This window comes from Streptomyces sp. NBC_00019 (genome assembly GCF_045041015.1).
GTDB lineage: Bacteria > Actinomycetota > Actinomycetes > Streptomycetales > Streptomycetaceae > Streptomyces.
The window spans coordinates 4,611,531-4,635,395 of record NZ_CP108302.1; the positions used below are offsets into that span (position 1 = coordinate 4,611,531).

Consider the following 23,865-nt stretch of genomic DNA (forward strand, 5'->3'; position numbering starts at 1 on the left):
AAGCAAGCCCGCACTGCTGGGCGTCAGCGAGATCTCGACGGCGTACATCGCGGTGTAGTGCATGCTGCTCACCGCAAGCCCCATGACCAGCGCGGCGAGTAACTGTCAGGGGAACGTCAGGATCCAGCCACCACGGTCGCACCCGGCACGGGCCCCGACGCGGTCCGCACGGTCCGGCACGTACCGGACGCTGTCAGCGCCTCGGCCACCTTCACCGCGGCCTCCGGATCGCGCGTCAGGAACGCCGTCGTCGGACCCGACCCCGACACCAGCGCGGCGAGCGCACCGGCGGTTCGGCCGGCCGCGAGGGTGTCGGCGAGCTCCGGGAAGAGCGAAAGGGCGGCGGGCTGAAGGTCGTTGGAGACGGCCGCGGCGAGCGCGTCGGGGTCACCCTTCGCGAGCGCGTCGATCAACTCCTGCGAGGCGACGGGCTCGGGGACGTCCAGCCCCTCGGCCAGCCGGTCGAACTCCCGGAAGACGGCCGGGGTGGACAGCCCGCGCCCCGCCATCGCGAAGACCCAGTGGAAGGTCCCGCCGACGTCGAGCACACGCAGCTTCTCCCCCCGCCCGGTCCCGAGCGCGGCCCCGCCCACCAGGCTGAACGGCACGTCGCTGCCCAACTCGGCGCAGATCTCCAGCAGTTCCGCGCGGGAGGTGTTCGTGCCCCACAGGGTGTCGCAGGCCAGCAGCGCTCCGGCACCGTCCGCACTGCCGCCGGCCATGCCGCCGGCGACGGGGATGTCCTTGGCGATGTGGATGTGCACGGCGGCCTCGATGCCGCGTCGCTCGGCGAGCGCCAGCGCCGCGCGCGCCGCCAGGTTCGTACGGTCGAGAGGCACCTGCCCCGCGTCCGGCCCCGCGCAGGTGATGCGCAGCTCGTCGGCCGGGGTGACCGTCACCTCGTCGTGGAGGCCGACCGCCAGGAAGACGTTGGCCAGGTCGTGGAAGCCGTCGGGGCGGGCGGCGCCGACCGCGAGCTGGACGTTGACCTTGGCGGGGACACGGACGGTGACGCTCACGGGCGGCTCGGCTCCTCGTTGTCGTGCTCGACGCGGTTCTCGGCGATACGGGCGAACTCCTCGACGGTGAGGGCCTCCCCGCGCGCCTGCGGCGAGACCCCGGCGGCGACGAGCGCGACCTCGGCGGCGGCCGCGGACCCGGCCCACCCGGCGAGGGCGGCGCGCAGTGTCTTGCGCCGCTGCGCGAAGGCCGCGTCGACGACGGCGAAGACCTCGCGCCTGGAGGCGGTGGTCCTGATCGGCTCGGCGCGCTTGACGAGCGACACGAGCCCGCTGTCGACGTTGGGCGCGGGCCAGAAGACCTTGCGGCCGATGGACCCGGCCCGCTTGACCTCCGCGTACCAGTTGGCCTTCACCGACGGCACGCCGTACACCCGGGAGCCGGGCCCCGCGGCGAGCCGGTCCGCGACCTCCGCCTGGACCATGACGAGGGTCCGTTCGATGGTCGGGAAGGTCTCGAGCATGTGCAGGAGGACGGGTACGGCGACGTTGTACGGCAGGTTCGCCACGAGCGCGGTGGGTGCCGGGCCCGGCAACTCGCCGACCTGCATCGCGTCGGAGTTCACCAGCGCGAACCGGTCGGCCCGGCCGGGCATGCGGGCCGCGATGGTGGCGGGCAGCGCGGCGGCGAGTACGTCGTCGATCTCGACCGCGGTGACCCGGTCCGCGACTTCGAGCAACGCGAGGGTGAGGGACCCGAGCCCCGGACCGACCTCGACGACGACGTCGTCCGGGCGGACGTCTGCGGTACGGACGATACGGCGCACCGTATTCGCGTCGATCACGAAGTTCTGCCCGCGCTGCTTGGTCGGTCGCACACCGAGGACTTCCGCGAGCTCACGGACGTCGGCGGGGCCGAGAAGGGCATCGGGGGCGGGGCTGCTGCTCACGGCCACAAGGGTACGGGGCGGTGGGGGCACCCCTCACCCGTGCAACCGCCTCCCGCAGTGCGGCCACGGGCTGGCCCCCCGCTGCACATACAGCTTCTTCGCCCGGAACGTCTGTTCCGCCGCCGGTGCGTCCTGCGGCCGTCCGCTCCCGCCCAGCCCCTGCCAGGTCCGTGTGTCGAACTGGTACAGCCCGCCGTACGTCCCCGACGGGTCCACCGCGTCGGGCCGGCCCCCCGACTCGCACGTCGCCAGCTGCTGCCAGTCCAGCCCGTCCGCGCCCTGCACGGACATCGGCAACGGCTTGGTCCCCACCTTCACCACCTGCGTCCGCGCCTCCCGCACCACCTCGGACCTGATCCGCCGCGGCTTCTGCCTGACGCCGTTGACGGTCCGCAAGGAGTACGTGATCCGCCGCAGCCCCGTCTGCCCCGCCTGCTCGACGACCTCCGTGCCCCTGAACAGCGAGGGGTCCTCGGTGCGCTCCACCCGGAACGGGATCGCCTCCTCGCGGACCTCCTTGGTCCCGGTGATCCGGAGCACGGTGACGGTCTGCCCGTCACGCGGAAAACTCCCCGGCGCGACCGACGTCGTGTCCTGCCCGCGCAGTGTGATGCCGGCCTCCTCGACGACCTCCCCCACGGTCGCCGCGTTCGTGCGCACGGTGCGCGACCGGCCGTCCGCCATGACCGTGACCGCGCGCTCGGTGCGCACGTCCAGCGTGAGCCCCTCCCGCCCGATCGGCCGGGAGCGCGAGGTCGACACATACGCGCCCTCCGCGCGCACCCCCAGCTGCTTGAGTGCCCCGTCCACCGTGCGCGCCGTCGTCCAGACCTCGCGCCGCTCCCCGTCGAGCGTGAGCCGCACGGGGCGCCCGTAGTGCACGGCGATCTCGTCGCCGCTGGAGAGCTCCGTCCCGGGAGCGGGCGCGACCACGTCGTGCGCTCCCACGTCGACGCCCTCGTCGGCGAGGAGTTCGGTCACGTCGTCGGCGAAGGTGTGCAGCGTGCGCGGCTTGCCGTCGACGGTCAGCTCGATCGCCTTGTCCTTGGCGACGAACGCGGTGGTGCCGCCGGCGAGGAACGCCACGACCAGCGCCTGCGGCAGCAGCCGGCGCATCGCGGTGTCCGCGCGCTCGGCGCCCCGCCCCTTCCTCCGGCGCGCGGCCCGCCGGCTCGCTCCGGGGTGCGGGACGGGCGCGGGCGCCTCGGGCCGCTCGTAGGCGGGCCGGTACGTGTCCTCGTACGACACGGGCATCGGCGGGGTCGGCAGCGTCGGCGCGACCTGGACGCCGTACGGCACCGCCTCCGCGCTGTGCGGGTCGTACACCGCGCCGTACGGATCGTTGGGGCCGTACGTCTCGTACGTCTGGTACTGGGAGTTGCTCACGCCGACACGCTCCAGGGTCCAGAGAGACCCAGAACCTAGCGGAGTGTCCGTCACTCTCCAAAGCGACGTGGCTACTGCCGGTTACGACCGATCGGGTCAGTAGCCGAACGCCCGAGCGGTGTTGGAGGCGAGTGCCGTGGCCAACGCGTCCTCGTCGATGCCCCGCACCGCGGCCATCGCGCGCACCGTGACCGGAATGAGATAGGGCGCGTTGGGCCGTCCGCGGTACGGCACCGGCGTCAGGAAGGGCGCGTCGGTCTCCACGAGGAGCAGCTCCGGCGGGGCCACCGCGACCGCGTCCCGCAGGTTCTGGGCGTTCTTGAAGGTGACGTTGCCGGCGAAGGACATGAAGTATCCGGCGCGGGCGCAGATCTCCGCCATCTCGGCGTCGCCGGAGTAGCAGTGGAAGACGGTGCGCTCGGGGGCGCCCTCCTCCTTGAGCACGCGCAGGACGTCGGCGTGGGCGTCACGGTCGTGGATGACGAGGGCCTTGCCGTGCCGCTTGGCGATCTCGATGTGGGCGCGGAAGGAGCGCTCCTGCGCCTCCTTGCCCTCGGGGCCGGTGCGGAAGTAGTCGAGACCGGTCTCGCCGACGCCCTTGACCTGCGGAAGCGCGGCCAGTCGCTCGATCTCCGCGAGCGCCTCGTCGAGCGCCTGCGCGCCCCCCGGCTGCCGCGCGCCCTGCCGGGACCAGCCGTCGGGGTCGCCGTGGACGATGCGCGGCGCCTCGTTGGGGTGCAGGGCGACGGTCGCGTGGACGGCGTCGTGCAGCGCCGCCGTCTTCGCGGCCCACTGCGAGCCGCGTACGTCGCAGCCGACCTGCACGACCGTCGTCACGCCCACCGACGCGGCCTTCGCGAGGGCCTCCTCCACCGTCCCGGACTGCATGTCGAGGTGGGTGTGGGAGTCGGCGACGGGCACCCGGAGGGGTTCGGGCAGCGGCGGCGCCGCATTCTTCTCGCGAGCGCTGGAGCTTGAGGAGGGCATGCCCCGATCCTACGAAAGGGGCATGCCCTCTCCCCGGGGGGAGGCGGGGCTTCAGCTCGCCTTGCGGTGGTGGAACGGGTGAAGGAGATCGGACAGCTGCCAGTGGTGGCGCTCCTTGGCCTGCGCGGGCACCTCGGGCGCCTCGGCCGGCCCGGCCTGCGGGGCGCGGCGGTGCGCGGCGTCGAGCACCGAGGACACCTGCCCCGGCCGCATGATCCGTACGACGTGCCCGTCGCAGTTCTGGCACGTGGGCCGGCTCAGCGGCGACGGCACTACCTGGCTGTTCGCGACGTAGATGACGAAGTCGTGGCCGTCGGCACCGGTGTGGTGCTCGATCTCGTACGACTGCTCCCAGCCGTGCCCGCACCGCATGCAGGCGAAGGAATACGACTCGTGGACGACGGCGGTGGCGCCGCTGCGCAGTGCGGCGGTCTGCCCTGCGATCTCGCTCATGCCAGCTCCTCTGGTCCGCTGGACACAGGGACGGGTGCGTCCCTTCATCCAGTGGACGCTTCCGCCGGAGCGAATGCATCAGCCCTGTCGAGTGTTGGAATCGTCTTGGACTTTCCTTGCCGAAACGGCCCGTACGACAGGGGCTGCGCTTTGCCTTCGGCCCTCGCCCTTTGCCTGCCCGTGGGGCGCACGCTCAAAAGACATGCGCCCTGCTCAGAGGGCATGTGCGCTGGGTCACGCGCCCTCTTCTAGGAGGCCGCGTTCTTGGCCGCGACGACCGCGTCGAAGACCTCCCGTTTCGGCAGCCCCGCCTCCGCCGCCACCGCCGCGATCGCCTCCTTGCGTCGCTCGCCCGCCTCCTCGCGGACCCGCACCCGGCGCACCAGTTCCGGGCCGTCGAGCTCCTCGGGCCCCTTCTCCGGGGCGCCCTCGACGACGACGGTGATCTCCCCGCGCACCCCCTCCGCGGCCCACGCGGCGAGCTCCTCCAGCAGGCCCCGCTTGACCTCCTCGTACGTCTTGGTCAGCTCGCGGCAGACCGCGGCGCGGCGCTCCGCGCCGAACACCTCGGCCATCGCGGCGAGGGTGTCGTCGAGCCGGTGCGGGGCCTCGAAGTACACGAGGGTCCGCCGCTCCCCGGCGACCTCCCGCAGCCGGGTCAGCCGTTCGCCCGCCTTGCGCGGCAGGAACCCCTCGAAGCAGAACCGGTCGACGGGCAGCCCGGACAGCGCGAGCGCGGTGAGGACGGCGGAGGGGCCGGGGACGGCGGTGACGCGGATGTCCTTCTCGACGGCGGCGGCGACAAGCCGGTAGCCGGGGTCGGACACGGACGGCATCCCGGCATCCGTCACGAGCAGCACGCGCGCGCCGCCGACGAGCTCCTCGACCAGCTCCGGCGTACGGGCGGCCTCGTTGCCCTCGAAGTACGACACGACGCGCCCCTTGGGCGTCACCCCGAGCGCCTGGGTGAGGCGCCGCAGCCGCCTGGTGTCCTCGGCGGCGACCACGTCCGCACCGGCCAGTTCCGCGGCGAGCCGCGGCGGGGCGTCCGCGGTGTCGCCGATGGGGGTGCCTGCCAAAACAAGGGTTCCTGTCACGTTTCCATCCTCGCAGCACCCATCCACGGGACTCCCACAGCCGTGTTCCCTACGATGGCGCGGTGACCAGTACAGCGTCGTCCATGGACTCCACGGACACCCGACAGGCCCAGGCACCGCAAGACCAGCGGCCGTCGTGGCAGCAGCGGCTGCGCCGTTTCGGCTACACGGCCGGGCCCAGAAGCGACGTGCGCGACCGGCTCGTACCGCCGTACGCGCAGCCCAGCCCGCGGATGTGGGCGGCGCTCGGGCTGCCGAAAGCGCTGGTCGACCGGATCGTGCGCTGGTCCGGCTGGGGCGGTCCGCTGCTCGTCACACTGTTCGCGGGCGTCATCCGTTTCTGGAACCTGGGCGGCCCGAAGGCGGTGATATTCGATGAGACGTACTACGCCAAGGACGCCTGGGCGCTCGTCCACCGCGGCTTCGAGGTCAACTGGGACAAGAACGCCAACGACCTGATCCTGGACGTCGGCGGCAAGGTGTCGATCCCGACGGACCCGTCGTACGTCGTGCATCCGCCGGTCGGCAAGTACGTCATCGGACTCGGCGAGCTGATGTTCGGGTTCGACCCGTTCGGCTGGCGGTTCATGACGGCCCTGCTCGGCACCCTCTCGGTGCTGATGCTGTGCCGTATCGGCCGCCGTATCTTCCGCTCGACGTTCCTGGGCTGTCTGGCCGGCGCGCTGATGGCGGTGGACGGGCTGGCCTTCGTGATGGCCCGCACCTCGCTGCTCGACGGCGTGCTGATGTTCTTCGTGCTGGCCGCGTTCGGCTGTCTGGTCGTCGACCGCGACCGGGCCCGGGAGAAACTCGCGGCCGCGCTGCCGCTCGACGCGGACGGCCGGGCCCGCCCCGACGCGCACATCGCCGAGACGACCCGCTTCGGATGGCGGCCCTGGCGCTGGCTGGCCGGTCTGATGCTGGGCCTGGCCATCGGCACCAAGTGGAACGGCCTCTACATCCTGGCCGCGTTCTGCGTCATGGCGGTCCTGTGGGACGTCGGCTCCCGCAAGGTGGCGGGCGCCCGCCACCCGTACGAGGCGGTCCTCAAGCGCGACCTGGGCCTGGCCTTCCTGGCGACGGTGCCGGTGGCGATCGCCACGTATCTGCTCTCCTGGCTCGGCTGGATCCTCTCCCCCGCGGACGGCACCGGCGGCTACTACCGCAACTGGGCCGCGACGGACGGCAAGAACAGCGACTGGTCCTGGCTGTTCCCGGACTGGTGGCGCAGCCTGTGGCACTACGAGCACCAGGTCTACGAGTTCCACGTCGGCCTGCACTCACCGCACACGTACCAGTCCAACCCGTGGAGCTGGATCGTCGACGGCCGCCCGGTCTCGTTCTTCTACGAGTCCCCCACGCCCGGCAACGACGGCTGCCCCGTCGACGCCGGCGAGAAGTGCGCCCGCGAGGTCCTCGCCATCGGCACCCCGCTGCTGTGGTGGGCGGCCGCCTTCGCGATCGCCTACGTCCTGTGGCGCTGGCTCTTCCGCCGCGACTGGCGCGCGGGCGCGATCGCCTGCGGCATCGCCGCCGGCTACCTCCCCTGGTTCATGTACCAGGAACGCACGATCTTCTTCTTCTACGCCGTCGTCTTCCTGCCCTTCCTGTGCCTGGCCGTCGCGATGATGCTCGGCGCGATCATCGGCCGCCCCGGCTCCAGCGACACCCGACGCGTGGCGGGGGCCACGGGGGCGGGCGTGCTGGTGCTGCTGATCGCCTGGAACTTCATCTACTTCTGGCCCCTGTACACCGGGACCGCCATCCCGATCGATGACTGGCGTTCACGGATGTGGCTGGATACCTGGGTCTAGTGGTCCGGCCATGACCTGATCCTCTCTTCGGCCAACAAAAGGAAACACCTCTCACAGTTTTCTCCCACGCCACTTACAGTGCGGGGGACTGATAACGGGGAGGGGTTCAGTTCCATGGGCAAGGGGGTCAAAGCCGCCGTCATAGGCAGCGTGTTCGCCGTGATGGTGGGTGGGGCCGGGTACGGCGCGTTCAACATCGTGTCCGCGCTGAACGGTGACGGGGGGTCCGGCGGGTCCGAGGTGAAGTCGGGGCCGCCGAGCGGGGACGAGGTGAAGGAGACCTCGGAGAAGTTCTTCGCGGCCTGGGAGGAAGGCGCCGCGGCCTCCGCGGGGGCCTACACGAACAACGACGGCGCGGCCCGGATCCTGCTGTCGGCGTACGCCGACGAGGCGCACATCACGGACGTCAGGATCACGCCCGGAGCCGCGCGGAAGACCACCGTGCCGTTCACGGTGAAGGCGAAGGTGTCGTACCAGGGCGATTCCAAGCCGCTGACGTACAAGAGCAGTCTGACCGTCGTGCGCGGCCTCACCACGGGCAAGGCGCTGGTCGACTGGAAGCCGGCCGTGGTCCATCCCGAGCTGAAGACGGCTCAGGACACCCTCGTCACCAGCCAGTCGGCGACCCCGCCCATCGAGGCGGTGGACCGCGGCGGCAAGGTGCTGACGAAGGACAAGTACCCCTCGCTGGGCCCGATCCTGGACGCCCTGCGCGCCAAGTACGGCGAGAAGGCGGGCGGCACCCCGGGCGTCGAGCTGTTCGTCCGGCACGACGGGAACGGCGCCCCCGACACCTCGCTGCTGACCCTCTCGAAGGGCAAGCCGGGCAGGCTTCGGACGACGATCAGCGCGAGCGCGCAGGCGGCGGCCGAGAGCGCGGTGACGAAGTACGCCAACTCCTCGGTGGTGGCCGTCAAGCCGACCACGGGCGAGGTGCTGGCGGTCGCCAACCACCGCGACGACGGCTTCAACGCGGCCTTCGAGGGTGCGCAGCCTCCCGGCTCCACAATGAAGATCCTCACCTCGGCGATGCTCATCGACAACGGCGTGACCTCGATGAACGGCCCGGCGCCCTGCCCGGACGACGCGGTGTGGCAGGGGCAGACCTTCAAGAACCTGAAGAACATGAAGCCCAATCCGAACGCCACGCTCGCCAACAGCTTCATGCGGTCCTGCAACACGGCCTTCATCAAGCTGATCGACGAGGACCCGCTCACCGACGAGTCGCTGACCACGGAGGCACAGACCAAGTTCGGGCTGGGCCGGGACGACTGGAAGACCGGCATCACCTCGATCGACGGCGACGTGCCCGCCGAGAGCGGCCCGGACCGGGCGGCCAACGCCATCGGCCAGGGCAAGGTCACCATGAACCCGCTGAACATGGCGTCCGTGACGGCCACCGCGATCACCGGCACCTTCCGCCAGCCCTACCTGGTCCCGCCGGAGCTCGACGGCCGCAAGCTGGCCACCGCCGAGGGGCTGCGGGCGGGCACGGCCGACCAGCTGAAGCAGATGATGCGGCTGACGGCCACCCAGGGCACCGCGGCACCGGTCATGCAGGGGCTCGGCGGGGACATCGGGGCGAAGACCGGTTCGGCCGAGGTGGACAATGTGGCCACCTCGAACAGCTGGTTCACCGGGTTCCGCAATGATGTCGCCGCGGCGGCCATGACCGAACAGGGCGGCCACGGCGTCGACGCGGCCGGCCCGATCGTGAAGGCCGTACTGGCGGCGGGTGGCTGAACTCACCCGCACAGGACGGGACTCTAGGGTGGTTGCCGTCGTTGAGGTGAGGGACGAGGGCGACGGGGACCCTGGGGAATCGCGGAGGACAGAGAACTGTGGGCAAGAGAAGGCGCGTCGCCGAGCGACGGAAGACCAATCGCCCCGCCGTGATCGGCGGGATGATCGCCGTGGTCGTCGGCGGCGCCGGCTTCGCCGTGTACGCGCTGTACGGCGGCGGGGCGGCGGCCGAGGACCGGACGTCCGCCGTCGCCGACCAGAAACCGAAGGTCAAGACCGGCCCGCTGTCCGCGAAAGAGGTCAACACCGCGGCGCAGACCTTCCTCACGTCCTGGCAGTCGGGCAAGGTCACCCAGGCCGCGGCCGTCACGGACGACACCGCGGCGGCCGCGAAGCTGCTCACCGCCTACCCCAAGGACGCCCACCTCAAGGACGTCACCCTCACCCCCGGCACCCGCACCGGCGACAAGGTCCCCTTCTCCGTGAAGGCGACGGTGTCGTACAAGGACACAAGCAAGCCGCTGACGTACGACAGTTCGCTGACCGTCGTCCGCGACACCGCCACCGGCAAGCCGCAGGTCGACTGGCACTCCTCCGTCGTCCACCCCGACCTCGAGGACGGCGACACCCTGGTCACCGGTGAGTCCGGGACCCCGCCGATCAAGGCGCTCGACCGGGACGGCGGGGAGATCACCGAGAAGAAGTACCCGTCGCTGGGCTCGGTCCTGGACGGGCTGCGGGAGAAGTACGGCAAGAAGGCCGGCGGCAAGGCGGGCGTCGAGCTCCAGGTGGTGCGCGGCAAGGAGTCCAAGGCGGACGAGCTGTCCGACAAGACGCTGCTGACGCTGAGCAAGGGCACGCCGGGCACGGTGAAGACCACGCTCAGCCCGACCATGCAGGCGGCCGCCGAGGTACAGGTCGCGAAGAAGGCGAAGTCCTCCGTGGTGGTGCTGCGTCCGTCGACCGGGGAGATCCTGGCCGCCGCGAACGCCTCCCACGGCTTCAACGTCGCGTTCCAGGGTTCGCTCGCCCCAGGTTCGACGATGAAGGTCGTCACCTCGTCGCTGCTGATCGAGAAGGACCTCGCGTCGGCGGACAAGAAGCACCCGTGCCCGAAGTACTTCACGTACGGCGGCTGGAAGTTCCAGAACGACGACAAGTTCCAGATCAAGGGCGGCACCTTCAAGGCGAGCTTCGCCCGCTCCTGCAACACCGCCTTCATCAGCCAGGCGCCCGAGCTGGACAACGACTCGCTGACCAAGCAGGCCCAGCAGGTCTTCGGTCTCTCCATGAACAACTGGGCGGTCGGCGTGCCCACCTTCGACGGCTCGGTGCCGGTGCAGTCGCAGGCACAGATGGCGGCCTCGCTGATCGGCCAGGGCGGGGTGCGGATGAACCCGCTGAACATGGCGTCGGTGTCGGCGACCATCGAGTCGGGCGCCTTCAAGCAGCCCTACCTGGTCTCACCCGACGTGGACGGACGGACGCTGGCGAAGGCCTCGCGCACGATGTCGTCGGGCACGCTCTCCCAGCTGCGCGAGCTCATGTCCTACACGGCGGCCTACGGCACGGCGGCCGAGGCGATGCAGGGTGTCTACGGCACCGTGGGCGCGAAGACCGGCTCGGCGGAGGTCGACGGTCAGAAGAAGCCCAACGGCTGGTTCACGGCGTACCGCGGCGACCTGGCGGCGGCCGGTGTGGTCCAGGCGGGCGGCCACGGCGGTGACACGGCGGGCCCGATCGTGGCGGCACTGCTGAAGCTGGGCGGCTAGCCCCGTACGGGAGTGGCCGTGTAGGTCCGGCGCAGGAACCTGAGCAGGGCCTTCGACTCGAACTGCACCACAGAGACGCCCTTGGCGGAGTGGAACTCCACCACGGCCTGCACCCGGCCGCACGGCCACACCCGGACGTCCCCGGCCTCGACCGGCGCCCGCAGGCCCCGTTCCAGCAGCTCGCGCTGGAAGGTCCACTCGTGCGGGCCGGGAAGGCCGACCCGTACCGCGCGCGGGTCGGTGTCGGGGTCGTAGCGCAGTACGACCGGGACGGCTTCGGGTTCCGCCACCGCGATGTCCGTGTCCGTGACGATGTGGGCTCGCGCGTACTGCTCGACTACGGACATCGGATCGGCCCCTTACGCTGAGTGACCTGTGCGGAAGCTGTGCACCCGCTTCCTCTCCAATGTCGCATATTTTTCGGATCGCGCCCCCGGGCGTAGGACATCTCACATGCACGATGCACGAGAGACTCGCTCTTGCAAAACATTCGCATTAAGCCACATCATCGATGCGTGCATGTGCCTGACGGATTTATCGACGCCCCCACTTCCGCCGCCGCCGGAGCGGTCGCCGCCGCGGCCGTCGCGGTGTCCCTGCGCGGTGCCCGCCGCGAGCTCGACGAGCGCACCGCGCCGCTGGCCGGCCTGGTGGCGGCGTTCATCTTCGCCGTACAGATGCTGAACTTCCCCGTCGCCGCGGGGACGAGCGGCCACCTCCTGGGAGGTGCGCTGGCGGCGATTCTCGTCGGCCCCTACACAGGGGTCCTCTGTGTCTCCGTCGTCCTGCTCATGCAGGGCATCCTCTTCGCGGACGGCGGTCTGACCGCGCTCGGCGTGAACATCACCGTCATGGGCTGTGTGACGACGGTCGTGGCGTACGCCGTCTTCCGCGGCCTGGTGAAGGTGCTGCCGCGCACCCGCCGGTCCGTCACCGCCGCCTCCTTCGTGGCCGCCGTGCTGTCCGTGCCGGCCGCGGCCCTCGCCTTCACCCTCATCTACTGGATCGGCGGCACCACCGACGTCGCCATCGGCAAGGTCGCGACCGCCATGGTCGGCGTGCATGTGCTGATCGGCATCGGCGAGGCCGCGATCACCGCGCTGACCGTCGGCGCCGTCATCGCCGTACGCCCCGACCTCGTGTACGGGGCGCGCGGGCTCCAGCAGAAGCTCAAGCTGCGGGTCAACGGCGAGCTCGTGGACGTTCCGGCCGCCGAGCCGGTCCCGGCCGCCGCCCGCTCCTCGCACCGCAAGGTGTGGCTCGCCGGCCTCGCCACCTCCCTCGCCCTCGCCGGCGTGGTCAGCTTCTACGCCTCCGCCGACCCCGACGGCCTGGAGAAGGTCGCCGCCGACAAGGGCATCGACGCGAAGGCCGAGGACCACGCCGCCGCCGACTCCCCGCTCGCCGACTACGGCGTCAAGGACGTCGACAACGCCCGGCTCTCCGGCGGTCTCGCGGGTGTGATCGGCGTGGGTGTCACGGTCGTCGCGGGCAGCGGGATCTTCTGGGCGGTGCGCAGGCGCCGTACGCAGGACGTCTCCCCGGTGAGCACGACGGTCGCCTGACATGGGAGCCGGGCACGCGCACAAGCTCTACCGGCACGGGCACTCGCCCGTGCACGGTCTGCCGCCGCACACCAAGCTCGCCGCGGTGTTCGCCTTCGTGGTGGTCGTCGTCTCGACACCGCGGGAGGCGATGTGGGCCTTCGGTCTGTACGCCGTGCTGCTGGGCGTCGTCGCGTACGTCGCGCGCGTGCCGGCCGGGTTCGTCCTCAAACGGCTGCTGATCGAGGTGCCGTTCGTCGCGTTCGCGGTGCTGCTGCCGTTCGTGGCGGAGGGCGAGCGGGTCGAGGTGCTGGGGATGTCCCTCAGCGTGAGCGGGCTGTGGGGCGCCTGGAACGTGCTCGCCAAGGGCACCCTGGGCGTCGCCGCCTCCGTGCTGCTCGCCTCCACCACCGAGCTGCGTGAACTCCTGCTGGGCCTGCAGCGGTTGAAGCTGCCGCCGCTGCTCGTGCAGATCGCGTCCTTCATGATCCGCTACGGCGATGTCATCACGGACGAGATGCGCCGGATGCGGATCGCGCGGGAGTCACGGGGGTTCGAGGCGTCCGGCGTGCGCCACTGGGGCGTCCTCGCGAAGTCGGCGGGCGCCCTCTTCATCCGCTCCTACGAACGCGGTGAGCGCGTCCACCTCGCCATGGTCAGCCGCGGGTACGCCGGTTCCATGCCGGTCATCGACGAGGTGACCGCCTCCCGGGCGCAGTGGACGTACGCTTTCGCGCTCCCCTTCACCGCCCTTGTCATATGTCTGCTGGGATGGACGCTGTGACCGCTTCCCTCGAGGTCTCCGGCCTCGCCTACGCCTACCCCGACGGCCATCAGGCCCTGTTCGGCGTGGACCTGTCCGTCGCGCGCGGCGAACGCGTCGCGCTGCTCGGCCCGAACGGCGCCGGCAAGACGACCCTCGTGCTGCACCTCAACGGCATCCTGTCCGGCGGCACGGGCACGGTGAAGGTCGCCGGGCTGCCCGTCGGCAAGCAGCACATGGCTCAGATCCGGCGCAAGGTCGGCATCGTCTTCCAGGACCCGGACGACCAGTTGTTCATGCCGTCGGTCCGGGAGGACGTGGCGTTCGGTCCGGCCGCGGCGGGCGTGAAGGGCGCGGAACTCCAGGCGCGGGTCGACCGTGCGCTGGCGCAGGTCGGCATGGCCGAGTTCAAGGACCGGCCGCCGCACCACCTCTCCTTCGGACAGCGGCGCCGGGTGGCGGTCGCGACCGTGCTCGCCATGGAGCCGGAGATCCTCGTCCTCGACGAGCCGTCCTCCAACCTCGACCCCGCCTCCCGCCGTGAACTCGCCGACATCCTGCGCTCCCTGGACGTCACGGTCCTGATGGTCACGCACGACCTCCCGTACGCCCTGGAGCTCTGCCCGCGCTCCCTCGTCCTCAGCGAGGGCGTCATCGCCGCCGACGGCAAGACAGCCGAGCTGCTCTGCGACGACGACCTGATGCGCGCCCACCGCCTGGAGCTGCCCTACGGCTTCGATCCGCGTTCGGTTTCCGGCGCGACCGGGCGTCCGTGACAATGGGCGCGTGACGAACGAGGACCACGCCGGTGAGGGCTCGCTGCTCCTGGACGAGCAGCTGTGCTTCGCGCTGTACGCCGCCCAGCGCGCGGTGACGGCCGCGTACCGTCCGCTGCTGGACGAGCTCGGTCTCACCTATCCGCAGTACCTCGTCCTGCTGGTGCTCTGGGAGCGCGGCGAGACGACGGTGAAGGAGCTCGCGGAGGCGCTGCGGCTCGACTACGGCACGGTGTCACCGTTGCTCAAGCGGCTGGAGAGCGCGGGGGTGGTGCGCCGGGAGCGCGCGGCCCACGACGAGCGCTCGGTGCTCGTCGCGTGCACGGTGCGCGGGGAGGAACTGCGGGAGCGCGCGGCGCGCGTGCCGGGCGCGCTGCAATCGGCGACCGGGCTGGGCGGCGCGGAGGTCGTGCGGTTGCGCGAGGAGTTGTGGGAGCTCGCACGCCGGGCGCAGACCGCGGCCGAGCGCCCCTTCTGAGGCCGCATACCCACCACTTGGATCACGTACGGCCCCTCGTTGACGTACCCGTTCGATGCGCCACCCGAAAGGATGAATGCGGGGGCCTCCCCAGCGCAACAGCCACAAGCCGCACCAGTTCTCGCTAGAGTCACCTTGTCCGACAACAGAGTTGTCGGACCTACCGCCGGACGGGCGGGAAGTCAAGCCTGTGGAGACCTTGTCAGACCGCCCTCGGGCGGCAGGGGCCGATGAAGCAGGAACCCGAGGGGCACCGCACAGCGGTGTCGGCCGAAATCGCCTGCGTTCACGTCGGCGAGGGCGTCAAAGCTCCTGCTTCCACAAAGCACGGGTGCCGGTGGACTGCCGGTCCGGCTACGGCCTGACCGGCACCATTGTCGCCGTCAAAGTCGGCATCGGCCCCAACAAGCACCGCGGCTACGGCCTTGCCGCCGCCCTGAGCGTGTCCTTGCCGGTCCTCGACGCGGGCCTCGCCACCAAGCTGGTGGACGCCGCCCACGAGGTCTGCCCGTACTCGAACGCGACCCGCGGGAACATCGACGTGACCGTCCTGCTTGGGTAGAGGGGGGCACAGAGCAGCGGGAACAGCGAGAGCGGGGCGCACGGACGTGGATGTGAACGGCACGGTCGCCGAGGGTTTCGAGCCGGTCAGGGACGCGTTCGTCAGGAACTTCGAGGCCCTCGGGGACCGGGGCGCGGCGGTCGCCGTGTACCGGGACGGGCACAAGGTCGTCGACCTGTGGGCCGGTACCCAGGACGTCGACGGCACCGCCGGCTCCGAGCCCTGGCAGCGCGGCACCGCGCAGATCGTGCGCTCGGCGACCAAGGGCGTCGCCGCCGCCGTACCCCTGCTGCTCGCCCAGCGCGGGCAGCTGGACCTGGACGCGCCGGTGGCCGCGTACTGGCCGGAGTTCAAGGCGTACGGCAAGGAGCGGGCGCTGGTCCGGCATGTGCTGAACCACCGGGCCGGGCTGCCGGTGCTGGACCGTCCGCTCACCCCGGAGGAGGCCCTGGACCCGCGCAGGGGGCCGGAGGCGGTCGCGGCCCAGGCGCCCGTCTGGGAGCCCGGCACGGACCACGGGTATCACGCGCTGACGTACGGCTGGCTGCTGGACGAGCTCGTGCGGCGCGTGACGGGACGCGGCACCGGCGAGTGGATCGCGGCGGAGATCGCCGGGCCGCTGGGGGCGGATCTGTGGCTGGGGCTGCCCGAGGCGGAGGCGTACCGGACGGGGCGGGTCGGCCGCGTCGAGACGCCCGAGCCCGCCCATGCCCTGCGCGCCCGCCCCAAGCGTTCGGTCACCGAGGCCTACAGCGACCCGGACTCCCTCACCAACCGCGCGTTCGGCGCGATCACCCCCTTCCCGGACCAGAACGACCCGGCGTACCGCGCGAGCGCCCTGCCCGCGACGAACGGCATCGCGACGGCGGACGGGCTGGCCCGTGTTTACGCCGCGCTGATCGGCGAGGTCGACGGCGTACGGCTGTTCACGCCGGAGAGCGTCGAGCTGGCCCGCGCGGAGGAGTCCGCCGGGCCCGACCGGGTGCTGGTGATCAACACCCGTTTCGGCCTCGGCTACATGCTGCACGGCAGCGCCTCGCCGTTCCTCGGCCCCGGCTCCTTCGGGCACCCGGGCCGCGGCGGCGCCCTCGGCTTCGCCGACCCGGAGACGGGTATCGCGTTCGGCTATGTGACCAACGGCCTGCGCAAGACGGTGACGGCGGACCCTCGGGCGCAGGCGCTGGTGCGGGCGGTGCGTGCCGCTCTGTAGATGCGGCTAGACGTGGATCGGATGCGACGTCCGCCCGGACGCCGCGTCGATCTCCCCGTGCGCCTTGGCCAGCATCTGCATCGCGAGGTTGTTGAGCGCGCGGGCGCCCGCGATCTCCTCCCCCACTCTCGGCTGGTTGGAGTCGGTGTGGTGGCGGCTGGCCTGTCCGTGGGCCCGTACCGCGGAGCCGTCGGGCAGGCGCACCATCGCGACCGCCCTCGTGTGTTCGCCGTCCTCCTGGAACTCCATCTCGACGTGCCATCCCACAGTCGTGTGCATCATGACGATCACCTCCGGAAGAACTCCTTCCAGAGTGCTCCTCAGGGGGTGGCCGCGCCTAGTCGGGTTCGGCGTACTCCTCGGGCCGCAGGGCGGGGGCGGTCGGCTTGGTGCGCGGGGGCAGGCTCATCTCCGCGACCCGTCGCAGCAGCCCGTCCCGGAAGCCGGTGACCTGTCGGGCCAGCTCACGGCGTTGGCGCCGCTGGTAGCGGTGGGCGGTCTCCAGCGTGCCCAGCGCCAGAGCGGTGCCGATCAGGACGGCGACCCCCATCACCACGTACCGGCGGACCGTCCCCTCGCCGGCGGCGGCGTAGGCGAGCCCCGACGCCACGAACAGCGCGGCCGTCAGCGCCAGCCAGAGGGCGTAGCCGGCGAACAGCCAGGGATGGTCCTGGCTCAGCCACGCGCGACGCGTCCGCCCCGCCTCACGTTCCGTCCGCCGCACCGCGTCGGCGATGTCGTCGAGCTCCCAGGCCGCCTTCTCCCGCTGTTCGAGCGAGAGCGGGGCCGCCATCCGGTCCAGGCGGACGTGGAGCCGGGCGACCGCTCGGCGCAGTCCGGCCCGGTTCACACGGTCGGGCAGCCGGTGGGGCCAGCGCGCCCACAGGTCGTCGTCCCGCTTCTTGAGGCGGAGGTGGGTGACGGCCGCGCGGGCGACGGCGACCCCGAGGACCAGCAGCAGCGGAAGGGCCACCGCCATGCCCTGGTCGCCGCGCAGCGCCCCGTACCCGCCGAGGAGGACGATCCCCAGGCCGATGGGCCAGGTGTGCCGGATGTACGTCCGGTGCCGGACCGCGTGCAGCTCACGCTCCAGGTCGTCGACGGACCGCCGGACGAGACGGACGGCGGCGACCGCGACGAACGGCGCGCACAGCAGCGCGGTGGACATCAGGGCGGCGCTCAGGGTGTACGGCAGGACGTCGGTGCCGGCCCAGCTGTCGTCCTGCGGCAGGGCGGGCACCCCGGCCAGCACCGCGCAGGCGAGGACCGCGGTGAGAACGCCGAGCCACCGCCCGGGGCGCATCCCGCGCTCCTCGGGTGCCGGGACGGGCCGCCAGTCCGGGCGCACCAGCCCTTCCAGCACGGCGATCAGTTCCGCGAGGTCCGACGCCCAGTGCGTGCGGCGCAGCGGCTGGCCGTTGCGGCCGACGAGTTCACGGATGGAGGGCGGCAGCTCCGCGGGCCGCGGCGCGGTGACCCCGTCCAGGAACACCGGGATCAGCACCTTGTCACTCGCCAGGGCCTGCTCGATCTCCCGGCGGACCCAGTCCTCCTCGTCGTCCAGCCGCCGCGCCCCGGACACGTCCCGGACGTCCGCCCACCCCGGGTGGATCACGGCGAGCAGCACCTCGCAGTCGTCGACCCGCGCCCGCAGCGTGTCCGAGAAGCGCTGCCCCGGCACGATGGACGGCCGGTCCAGGAACGCCTGGCCCCTGCCGAAGTGCCGGTCGAGTTCCGCGTAGAGGTGCTCCACCGTCTCCGAGTGGTCGCCTCTGCGGTAGTTGATGAATACGCCGCCCATGGGGCCGTTGCTACCAGAGAAACAGCGGCGTACGTGCGCGGTTCACCCGTACGGGCCCTATCCGGAGTGCAGCATCAGCCCGATCCCCACCACCAGCAGCCCCGCCGCGGCGATCCGCGGCATCCCGAACCGCTCCTTGAAGAACACCGCCCCGATCGCCGCGCCGACGATGATGGACGACTCGCGCAGGGCCGCGATGGGTGCCAGTTCCGCCTTGGTCTGGGCCCACAGGACCAGCCCGTACGCGGCGACGGAGAGGGCGGCGCCCACGAGCCCCAGGACCGCGAACGGCCGGAGCGTGGGCACCAGTTGCCCCCGCCAGCGGTGGGCCGCGTACGCCGGGAGCACCACGCCCTGCACCGCCATCAGCCAGGCGATGTACCCGAGGGAGGACCCGGAGGCACGCACGCCGAGCCCGTCGACGACGGTGTACGCCGCGATGGTCAGCCCGGTCGCCAACGCGGCCCCGATCGCGGCCCAGTTCGGCCGGTTTCCGCGAAGTCCCCACAGGGCCACGCCCGTCAGCCCGGCGCAGGACACCGCGATACCGGCCGCCGCCCAGCCGTCCGGCACCTCGTGGGCGAACACCGCGGCGAGCACGGTGACCACGAGCGGCGCGGTGCCGCGCGCGATCGGGTACGCCTGGCCGAAGTCCCCCAGCCGGAAGGACTTCATCAACAGCGCGTAGTACGCGATGTGGATGCACGCCGAGGAGAGCAGATACGGCCACGCGCCGGCCGCCGGGAACGCCGTGAACGGCACCATCGCCAGCCCGATCAGCATCCCGCCGCCCGCGATGAGCGTGAACCCGACCAGCTTGTCGGTGATCTTGTGCGCGATGGCGTTCCAGCTGGCGTGGGTGACTGCGGCGAGCAGGACGGCCGTGGTGACCAGGGGGGTCACGCGGTCTGCTCGCGGACGTCCACCAGCGTGGCGCCCGCGTGGGCGATCAGCGTCTTGGGCTCCATGGGGAAGACGGTGTACGGCGTGCCGGCCGCCGCCCACACGATGGCGTGGTCGAGCAGCGAACGGTCCGCGAGGACCCGGGTCCTGGTCCGGTGCCCGAAGGGCGGTACCCCGCCGATGGCGTACCCCGTCGTCTCCCGTACGACATCCGCCTTGGCCCGCGTCACCTTTCCGGCGCCGAGCTCCTGTCGCACCCGGTCCACGTCCACCCGGGACGCCCCGTCCATGAGCACCAGGACCGGCACCCCGTCCGCCGCGAAGATCAGCGACTTGCAGATCTGGCTCAGCTCGCAGCCGATCGCCGCGGCCGCCTCGGCGGCGGTGCGTGTGGCGTCCGGGAAGCGGCGGATCTCGGCGTGCAGCTCACCGAGGCCGAGGGTGTCGAGGGCTGCGGCGAACAGGGGGTGGGCTCCGGAGTCCGGGGCGTCGGTGGTCGTCATGCACGGCACGCTAGCGGTCGGTGTAGAGGGCATGCGACCGAGTTCCCGGCACGGGTACGGCTCAGGCCTTGTCCGCCGGGACGGGCCCCCCGAACGTCACCGCTTTCGTCTCCGTCACTCCGGCCGTGCGCCCCGGCGCGGCCTGCCAGCGCCAGTAGAGGTTCGTGTGGGCGATGACCTGCTCCGGCGGCGGGGCGCCCCACGCGCTCTTGTCGCCGGCGGTGTGGGCGTCGGCGACCAGCGTCACGTCGTAGCCGCGGACGAACGCCCCGTGGATCGTGGAGCGGATGCAGGCGTCGCTCTCCGCGCCGCTGACGACGAGGCGTCCGACGCCGGCGCCGGCGAGGACCTCCTCCAGGTCGGTGCCCTCGAAGGAGTCGCCGTAGCTCTTGTGGACCAGCGGCTCGGAGTCGCGGCGGGACAGCTCCGCGACGTACTGCCAGTCCTCGCTGCCCCGGGGCAGGTCCTCGTCGGAGTGCTGGACCCAGACGACCGGTATCTCCTCGGCGCGGGCCCGGTCCACGAGGGCGGCGATGTTGGCGACGACCTCGTCACGCCGGTGGGCCTCGGCCACGACGCCGTTCTGGACGTCGATGACGAGCAGTGCCGTACGGGAACGATCAGGCAGTGTGGTCATGGTCGCAAGGCTAGACCCGGGCACTGACAGTCGGCCCGGGCTCAGACCCGCAGCGCCCGCGCCTCGGCCTGCTTGCGGTGGCCCGCGACGATGCCGCCGGCGGTGCCCAGCGAGACCAGGCCCATCATCGTCGCGGCGATGATGCCCTTCACGCCGTCCATCGCGAAGTACATCGCGGCGGCCGTGCCCCCGTTGAACAGGAACAGGAACCACAGGGTGGCGGGCCGCGACAGGAACGCCTTGATCTTCGGCTTCTTGGCGATACGGGAACCCGTGATCAGCGCCACGACCCCGCCGACGGCCGTGACCAGGTCCTTCTGCGTGCCGTCGAACACGGCGCCCGCGGCCGTGCCGGCCGCGAGACCGCCCACGAAGAGCTGCCAGAGGATCAGGTCGGCGACGGACTTCCTGACGGCGGCGAGCGGAGAAGGAGCGGCCATGGGAGTTTCCTTTGCGGGTGGAGGGGGTTTCCAGCTGTCCTCCACCCGTCCCACGCTCGCCGCCACGAGGGGGTGAACTGCCGAAGCCGTGGTGCAGCGGACTGCACCACGGCTTCGGATCAGAGGATCAGGACCTGTACGTCAGACGCGTACGAGCTCCCGGTCCTCGTCCTTCTTGTCGTCCTTGTCGTCGTCCAGGGTGCGCAGCCCCTCGCCCTCGACGTCCACGTTGGGCAGGGCGCGGTCCAGCCACTTCGGCAGCCACCAGGCCTTCTTGCCGAGCAGTGCGAGGACCGCCGGGACGATCGCCATGCGGACCACGAACGCGTCGAAGAAGACGGCGATCGCGAGGCCGAAGCCGATCATCTTGATCATCGACTCGCTGGAGCTGATGAAGCCGCCGAAGACGGCCATCATGATGATCGCGGCGGCGACCACGACGCGGGAGCTGTGCCGGAAGCCGGTCACGATGGCCTGGCTCGGGCTCTCGCCGTGGACGTAGGCCTCCCGCATCCGGGTCACGAGGAACACCTCGTAGTCCATCGCGAGACCGAAGACCACGCCGACCATGAAGATCGGCATCATCGACATGATCGGCCCGGTCTCCTCGACACCGATCAGGCCGCTCAGCCAGCCCCACTGGAAGACCGCGACCACGGCGCCGAGCGCGGCGAGCACGCTGAGCAGGAAACCGAGGGCCGCCTTCAGCGGGACCAGGATCGAGCGGAAGACCACGATCAGGAGAAGGAACGCCAAGCCGACCACCAGGGCCAGGTAGGGGACCAGCGCGTCGGTGAGCTTCTGCGAGAAGTCGATGTTCATCGCGGTGGTGCCGGTGACCAGGACCTTCGCGTCCGTGTCGGCCTTGACGTCGGTGCTCTGGTCACGGATGGCGTGGACCAGGTCCTCGGTCTGGGTCGAGGACGGCTTGGAGTCCGGGATCACGGTGATCATGGCGGTGTCGCCGGCCTTGTTGAAGGTCGCCGGGGTCACCGTCACGACGTCCTTGAGGTCCTTGATGCCGTCGGCGACCGTGGTGGCCGCGGCCTTCGGGTCGTCGCTGTTCTTGGCGTCGACCACGATCATCAGAGGGCCGTTGAAGCCGGGCCCGAAGCCCTCCGACAGCAGGTCGTAGGCGCGGCGCTGGGTCGTGGACGTCGGCTGGGAGCCGTCGTCGGGCAGGCCCAGTTCCAGCTGGGTGGCCGGGACGGCGATCGCGCCGAGGCCGAGCACACCGAGCAGCAGCACGGCGGCCGGGCGGCGGATGACGAAGCTCGCCCAGCGGACGCCGAGGCCGGGCTTTGCCTGCCCCTCGGGAGCCTTGGTCTTGTTCGCCTTGCGCTTCTCGCCCGCCGGACGGACCTTCCTGCCCGCGTATCCGAGGAGCGCCGGGACCATGGTGAGCGCGATGAGGACGGCGACCACGACCGTGCCCGCGGCGGCCAGGCCCATCTTGGTGAGCATCGGGACCCCGACGACCGAGAGGCCCGCCAGGGCGATCACGACGGTGAGTCCCGCGAAGACCACGGCCGAGCCGGCGGTGCCGGTGGCCCGCCCGGCCGCTTCCTCGCGGTCGCGGCCCTCGGCCAGTTCGCCGCGGTAGCGGGAGACGATGAACAGTGCGTAGTCGATGCCGACCGCGAGGCCGATCATCAGGGCGAGGGTGGAGGTGGTGTCGCCGAGGTCGAGCGCGTTGGCGAGGGCGGTGATGGTGGAGACACCGATGCCGACGCCGATGATCGCCGTCAGCAGCGGCAGTCCGGCCGCGACCAGCGAGCCCAGCGTGATGACGAGGACGACCGCGGCGAGGGCGATGCCGATGATCTCACCGGCGGCTCCCGGCTCGGCCGCGGCCTGCAGGGCGTCACCGCCGATGTCGACGGTCAGTCCGGTGGCGCGGGCCTCGTCCCCGGCCTTCTCCAGGGCCTCCCTGGTGGAATCCTTCAGCTCCATGCCGGGGGCCTCGTACTTGACCGACGTGTAGGCGACCGTGCCGTCCTTGCTCACGGCGTTCGTCGTGAACGGGTCGGTGACGGAGACGACCTCGGAGCCGTCGCCCAGTTCCTTGACGGTCTTGGCGACGGTCGCCTTGTTGGCGGCGTCCGTCATCTTCTCGCCCTCGGGGGCCCTGAAGACGATGCGTCCGGTCCCGCCGTCGGCGCTGGCGCCGGGGAAGCGCTGTTCCAGCAGGTCGAAGGCCTTCTGCGCCTCGGTCCCCGGTATGGAGAAGGAGGTGGATCCGGCACTGGGGGCGCTGGCCGCGCCGACGCCCGCGAGCGTCAGCAGGGCGACCCATATCAGGGCGACGAAATGCCGTCGCCGGAAGGCGAGCCGGCCGAGTTTGTAGAGGAACGTGGCCACGTGGGCGTACTCCCGGTCAGGTCGTTGGGGCGGTGCAGGGAAGGGGTGATCGACCCGATGGGGACATGGGTGATCGTCCCGACGACTTGAGCGGTGACGTCAGGTGCTAACTACGGGGAGAGAACTCAGGGAGCCGATACGCCGAGGGCAGGGAGGACCACGGCGTCGATGTACGAAGTGAGGAAGGCCTGGGTGGGAGGCAGCTGGTCGATCATCGTGCGGGTCGCGAACGCTCCGACCAGCATGTGGACGATGTAGTCCAGCGCCGGGCAGTCGGCGCGGACCTCGCCGCGGTCGACCGAACGCTGCATGACCTTCTTGAACTCGCCCATCTCGGGTTCGACGAGGAGTTCCCTGAAGGCCTGCATCAGGTCCGGATTCCCGTGCACGGCCATGGCCAGGGCCCGCATCAGGTCGGAGTTCCGCTCCATCGTGCAGTCGTCCTCGCGGGAAACGAGGGTGAGGAGGTCGCCCCGAAGGCTGCCGGTGTCGACGTCGCCGGTGCCGCCCGGCTTCTGGCTCCGCATGGCCTTCACGACCAGCTCGGGCTTGCCGCCCCACTGACGGTAGAGCGTCGCCTTGCTGGACTTGGTGCGGGCCGCCACGGCGTCCATGGTGAGGGCGTCGTAGCCGACTTCGCGGAGCAGTTCGAGCACGGCCGTGTACAACTCGGCCTCGCGCTCCGGGGTGATCCGACTGCGACGCACCGTCGCGATCTCAGCCATG

The 23,865-nt window shown here is 71.3% G+C and carries 24 protein-coding genes and 1 pseudogene; 9 read left to right on the forward strand and 16 right to left on the reverse strand.

Annotation, left to right across the window (positions count from 1 at the left end):
- Window positions 1–3: 3 nt before the first annotated feature.
- From OHU89_RS21595 to rsmI, 7 genes and pseudogenes are all read right to left on the reverse strand, one after another.
- Window positions 4–99, reverse strand: a pseudogene (locus OHU89_RS21595) (MHYT domain-containing protein); the annotation flags it as partial.
- A gap of 17 nt (window positions 100–116) precedes the next feature.
- On the reverse strand, window positions 117–1,019 hold the full coding sequence (locus tag OHU89_RS21600; protein WP_405645102.1) for a 4-(cytidine 5'-diphospho)-2-C-methyl-D-erythritol kinase: 903 nt from the start codon (window positions 1,017–1,019) through the stop codon (window positions 117–119).
- The gene (gene rsmA, locus OHU89_RS21605; protein ID WP_266891311.1) at window positions 1,016–1,909 is read right to left on the reverse strand and encodes a 16S rRNA (adenine(1518)-N(6)/adenine(1519)-N(6))-dimethyltransferase RsmA; all 894 of its coding nucleotides are present in this window, start codon (window positions 1,907–1,909) and stop codon (window positions 1,016–1,018) included. Before rsmA ends, OHU89_RS21600 begins: the two co-directional genes overlap by 4 nt.
- Before the next feature lie 33 nt (window positions 1,910–1,942).
- A complete protein-coding gene (locus OHU89_RS21610; RefSeq protein ID WP_405645104.1) occupies window positions 1,943–3,295 on the reverse strand; it encodes a ubiquitin-like domain-containing protein in 1,353 nt (450 codons plus the stop codon).
- A gap of 96 nt (window positions 3,296–3,391) precedes the next feature.
- Complete coding sequence (locus OHU89_RS21615) at window positions 3,392–4,282, reverse strand: TatD family hydrolase (RefSeq protein WP_266891307.1); 891 nt, start codon at window positions 4,280–4,282, stop codon at window positions 3,392–3,394.
- Window positions 4,283–4,333: 51 nt separating this feature from the next.
- The gene (locus OHU89_RS21620; RefSeq protein ID WP_405645106.1) at window positions 4,334–4,735 is read right to left on the reverse strand and encodes a hypothetical protein; all 402 of its coding nucleotides are present in this window, start codon (window positions 4,733–4,735) and stop codon (window positions 4,334–4,336) included.
- 248 nt (window positions 4,736–4,983) lie between these two features.
- Window positions 4,984–5,832, reverse strand: coding sequence for a 16S rRNA (cytidine(1402)-2'-O)-methyltransferase (gene rsmI, locus OHU89_RS21625; protein WP_405645108.1), 849 nt, complete (start codon window positions 5,830–5,832; stop codon window positions 4,984–4,986).
- A gap of 62 nt (window positions 5,833–5,894) precedes the next feature.
- Here rsmI and OHU89_RS21630 point away from each other — a divergent pair, with 62 nt between their 5' ends.
- From OHU89_RS21630 to OHU89_RS21640, 3 genes are all read left to right on the forward strand, one after another.
- A complete protein-coding gene (locus tag OHU89_RS21630; RefSeq protein ID WP_405645110.1) occupies window positions 5,895–7,646 on the forward strand; it encodes a dolichyl-phosphate-mannose--protein mannosyltransferase in 1,752 nt (583 codons plus the stop codon).
- 114 nt (window positions 7,647–7,760) lie between these two features.
- Window positions 7,761–9,389, forward strand: a complete 1,629-nt coding sequence (locus tag OHU89_RS21635) for a penicillin-binding transpeptidase domain-containing protein (protein ID WP_405645112.1) — start codon at window positions 7,761–7,763, stop codon at window positions 9,387–9,389.
- A 98-nt stretch (window positions 9,390–9,487) separates the two neighbouring features.
- Window positions 9,488–11,161 carry a penicillin-binding transpeptidase domain-containing protein gene (locus OHU89_RS21640; RefSeq protein ID WP_405645114.1) on the forward strand — a complete coding sequence of 558 codons (1,674 nt, stop codon included), beginning with the start codon at window positions 9,488–9,490 and terminating at the stop codon, window positions 11,159–11,161.
- Here the strand turns inward: OHU89_RS21640 and OHU89_RS21645 are convergent.
- Window positions 11,158–11,508: an SsgA family sporulation/cell division regulator gene (locus OHU89_RS21645; RefSeq protein WP_405645116.1), complete on the reverse strand. Its 351-nt coding sequence runs from the start codon at window positions 11,506–11,508 to the stop codon at window positions 11,158–11,160. The genes OHU89_RS21640 and OHU89_RS21645 overlap by 4 nt on opposite strands.
- Window positions 11,509–11,676: 168 nt before the next feature.
- Here OHU89_RS21645 and OHU89_RS21650 point away from each other — a divergent pair, with 168 nt between their 5' ends.
- From OHU89_RS21650 to OHU89_RS21675, 6 genes are all read left to right on the forward strand, one after another.
- Window positions 11,677–12,726: an energy-coupling factor ABC transporter permease gene (locus OHU89_RS21650; protein ID WP_266891289.1), complete on the forward strand. Its 1,050-nt coding sequence runs from the start codon at window positions 11,677–11,679 to the stop codon at window positions 12,724–12,726.
- A 1-nt stretch (window position 12,727) separates the two neighbouring features.
- Window positions 12,728–13,489, forward strand: coding sequence for a cobalt ECF transporter T component CbiQ (gene cbiQ / locus OHU89_RS21655; RefSeq protein WP_405645118.1), 762 nt, complete (start codon window positions 12,728–12,730; stop codon window positions 13,487–13,489).
- A complete protein-coding gene (locus OHU89_RS21660) occupies window positions 13,477–14,244 on the forward strand; it encodes an energy-coupling factor ABC transporter ATP-binding protein (protein ID WP_405645120.1) in 768 nt (255 codons plus the stop codon). Before cbiQ ends, OHU89_RS21660 begins: the two co-directional genes overlap by 13 nt.
- Window positions 14,245–14,254: 10 nt before the next feature.
- Window positions 14,255–14,722 (forward strand): MarR family winged helix-turn-helix transcriptional regulator, encoded by a 468-nt coding sequence (locus tag OHU89_RS21665; RefSeq protein WP_405645122.1) that lies wholly within the window; start codon window positions 14,255–14,257, stop codon window positions 14,720–14,722.
- A gap of 151 nt (window positions 14,723–14,873) precedes the next feature.
- On the forward strand, window positions 14,874–15,284 hold the full coding sequence (locus OHU89_RS21670) for an organic hydroperoxide resistance protein (RefSeq protein WP_405645124.1): 411 nt from the start codon (window positions 14,874–14,876) through the stop codon (window positions 15,282–15,284).
- Between the two features lie 46 nt (window positions 15,285–15,330).
- Complete coding sequence (locus tag OHU89_RS21675) at window positions 15,331–16,494, forward strand: serine hydrolase domain-containing protein (protein ID WP_405645126.1); 1,164 nt, start codon at window positions 15,331–15,333, stop codon at window positions 16,492–16,494.
- A 6-nt stretch (window positions 16,495–16,500) separates the two neighbouring features.
- Here OHU89_RS21675 and OHU89_RS21680 read toward each other — a convergent pair whose 3' ends face one another.
- The 8 genes from OHU89_RS21680 to OHU89_RS21715 form a co-directional block, all read right to left on the reverse strand.
- Complete coding sequence (locus OHU89_RS21680; protein ID WP_405645127.1) at window positions 16,501–16,776, reverse strand: DUF1876 domain-containing protein; 276 nt, start codon at window positions 16,774–16,776, stop codon at window positions 16,501–16,503.
- 55 nt (window positions 16,777–16,831) lie between these two features.
- Window positions 16,832–18,295 carry a toll/interleukin-1 receptor domain-containing protein gene (locus OHU89_RS21685; RefSeq protein ID WP_405645129.1) on the reverse strand — a complete coding sequence of 488 codons (1,464 nt, stop codon included), beginning with the start codon at window positions 18,293–18,295 and terminating at the stop codon, window positions 16,832–16,834.
- A gap of 57 nt (window positions 18,296–18,352) precedes the next feature.
- A complete protein-coding gene (locus OHU89_RS21690) occupies window positions 18,353–19,198 on the reverse strand; it encodes an EamA family transporter (RefSeq protein ID WP_405645131.1) in 846 nt (281 codons plus the stop codon).
- On the reverse strand, window positions 19,195–19,734 hold the full coding sequence (locus tag OHU89_RS21695; RefSeq protein WP_405645133.1) for a YbaK/EbsC family protein: 540 nt from the start codon (window positions 19,732–19,734) through the stop codon (window positions 19,195–19,197). The genes OHU89_RS21690 and OHU89_RS21695 overlap by 4 nt, the downstream gene beginning before the upstream one ends.
- 28 nt (window positions 19,735–19,762) lie before the next feature.
- Window positions 19,763–20,338: a cysteine hydrolase family protein gene (locus OHU89_RS21700; protein ID WP_405645135.1), complete on the reverse strand. Its 576-nt coding sequence runs from the start codon at window positions 20,336–20,338 to the stop codon at window positions 19,763–19,765.
- A 41-nt stretch (window positions 20,339–20,379) separates the two neighbouring features.
- Entirely contained in the window at window positions 20,380–20,778 is a 399-nt protein-coding gene (locus OHU89_RS21705) for a hypothetical protein (RefSeq protein ID WP_405645137.1), read from the reverse strand.
- A 141-nt stretch (window positions 20,779–20,919) separates the two neighbouring features.
- Entirely contained in the window at window positions 20,920–23,139 is a 2,220-nt protein-coding gene (locus OHU89_RS21710; protein WP_405645139.1) for an MMPL family transporter, read from the reverse strand.
- 125 nt (window positions 23,140–23,264) lie between these two features.
- The gene (locus tag OHU89_RS21715; protein ID WP_405645140.1) at window positions 23,265–23,864 is read right to left on the reverse strand and encodes a TetR/AcrR family transcriptional regulator; all 600 of its coding nucleotides are present in this window, start codon (window positions 23,862–23,864) and stop codon (window positions 23,265–23,267) included.
- Window position 23,865: the final 1 nt, after the last annotated feature.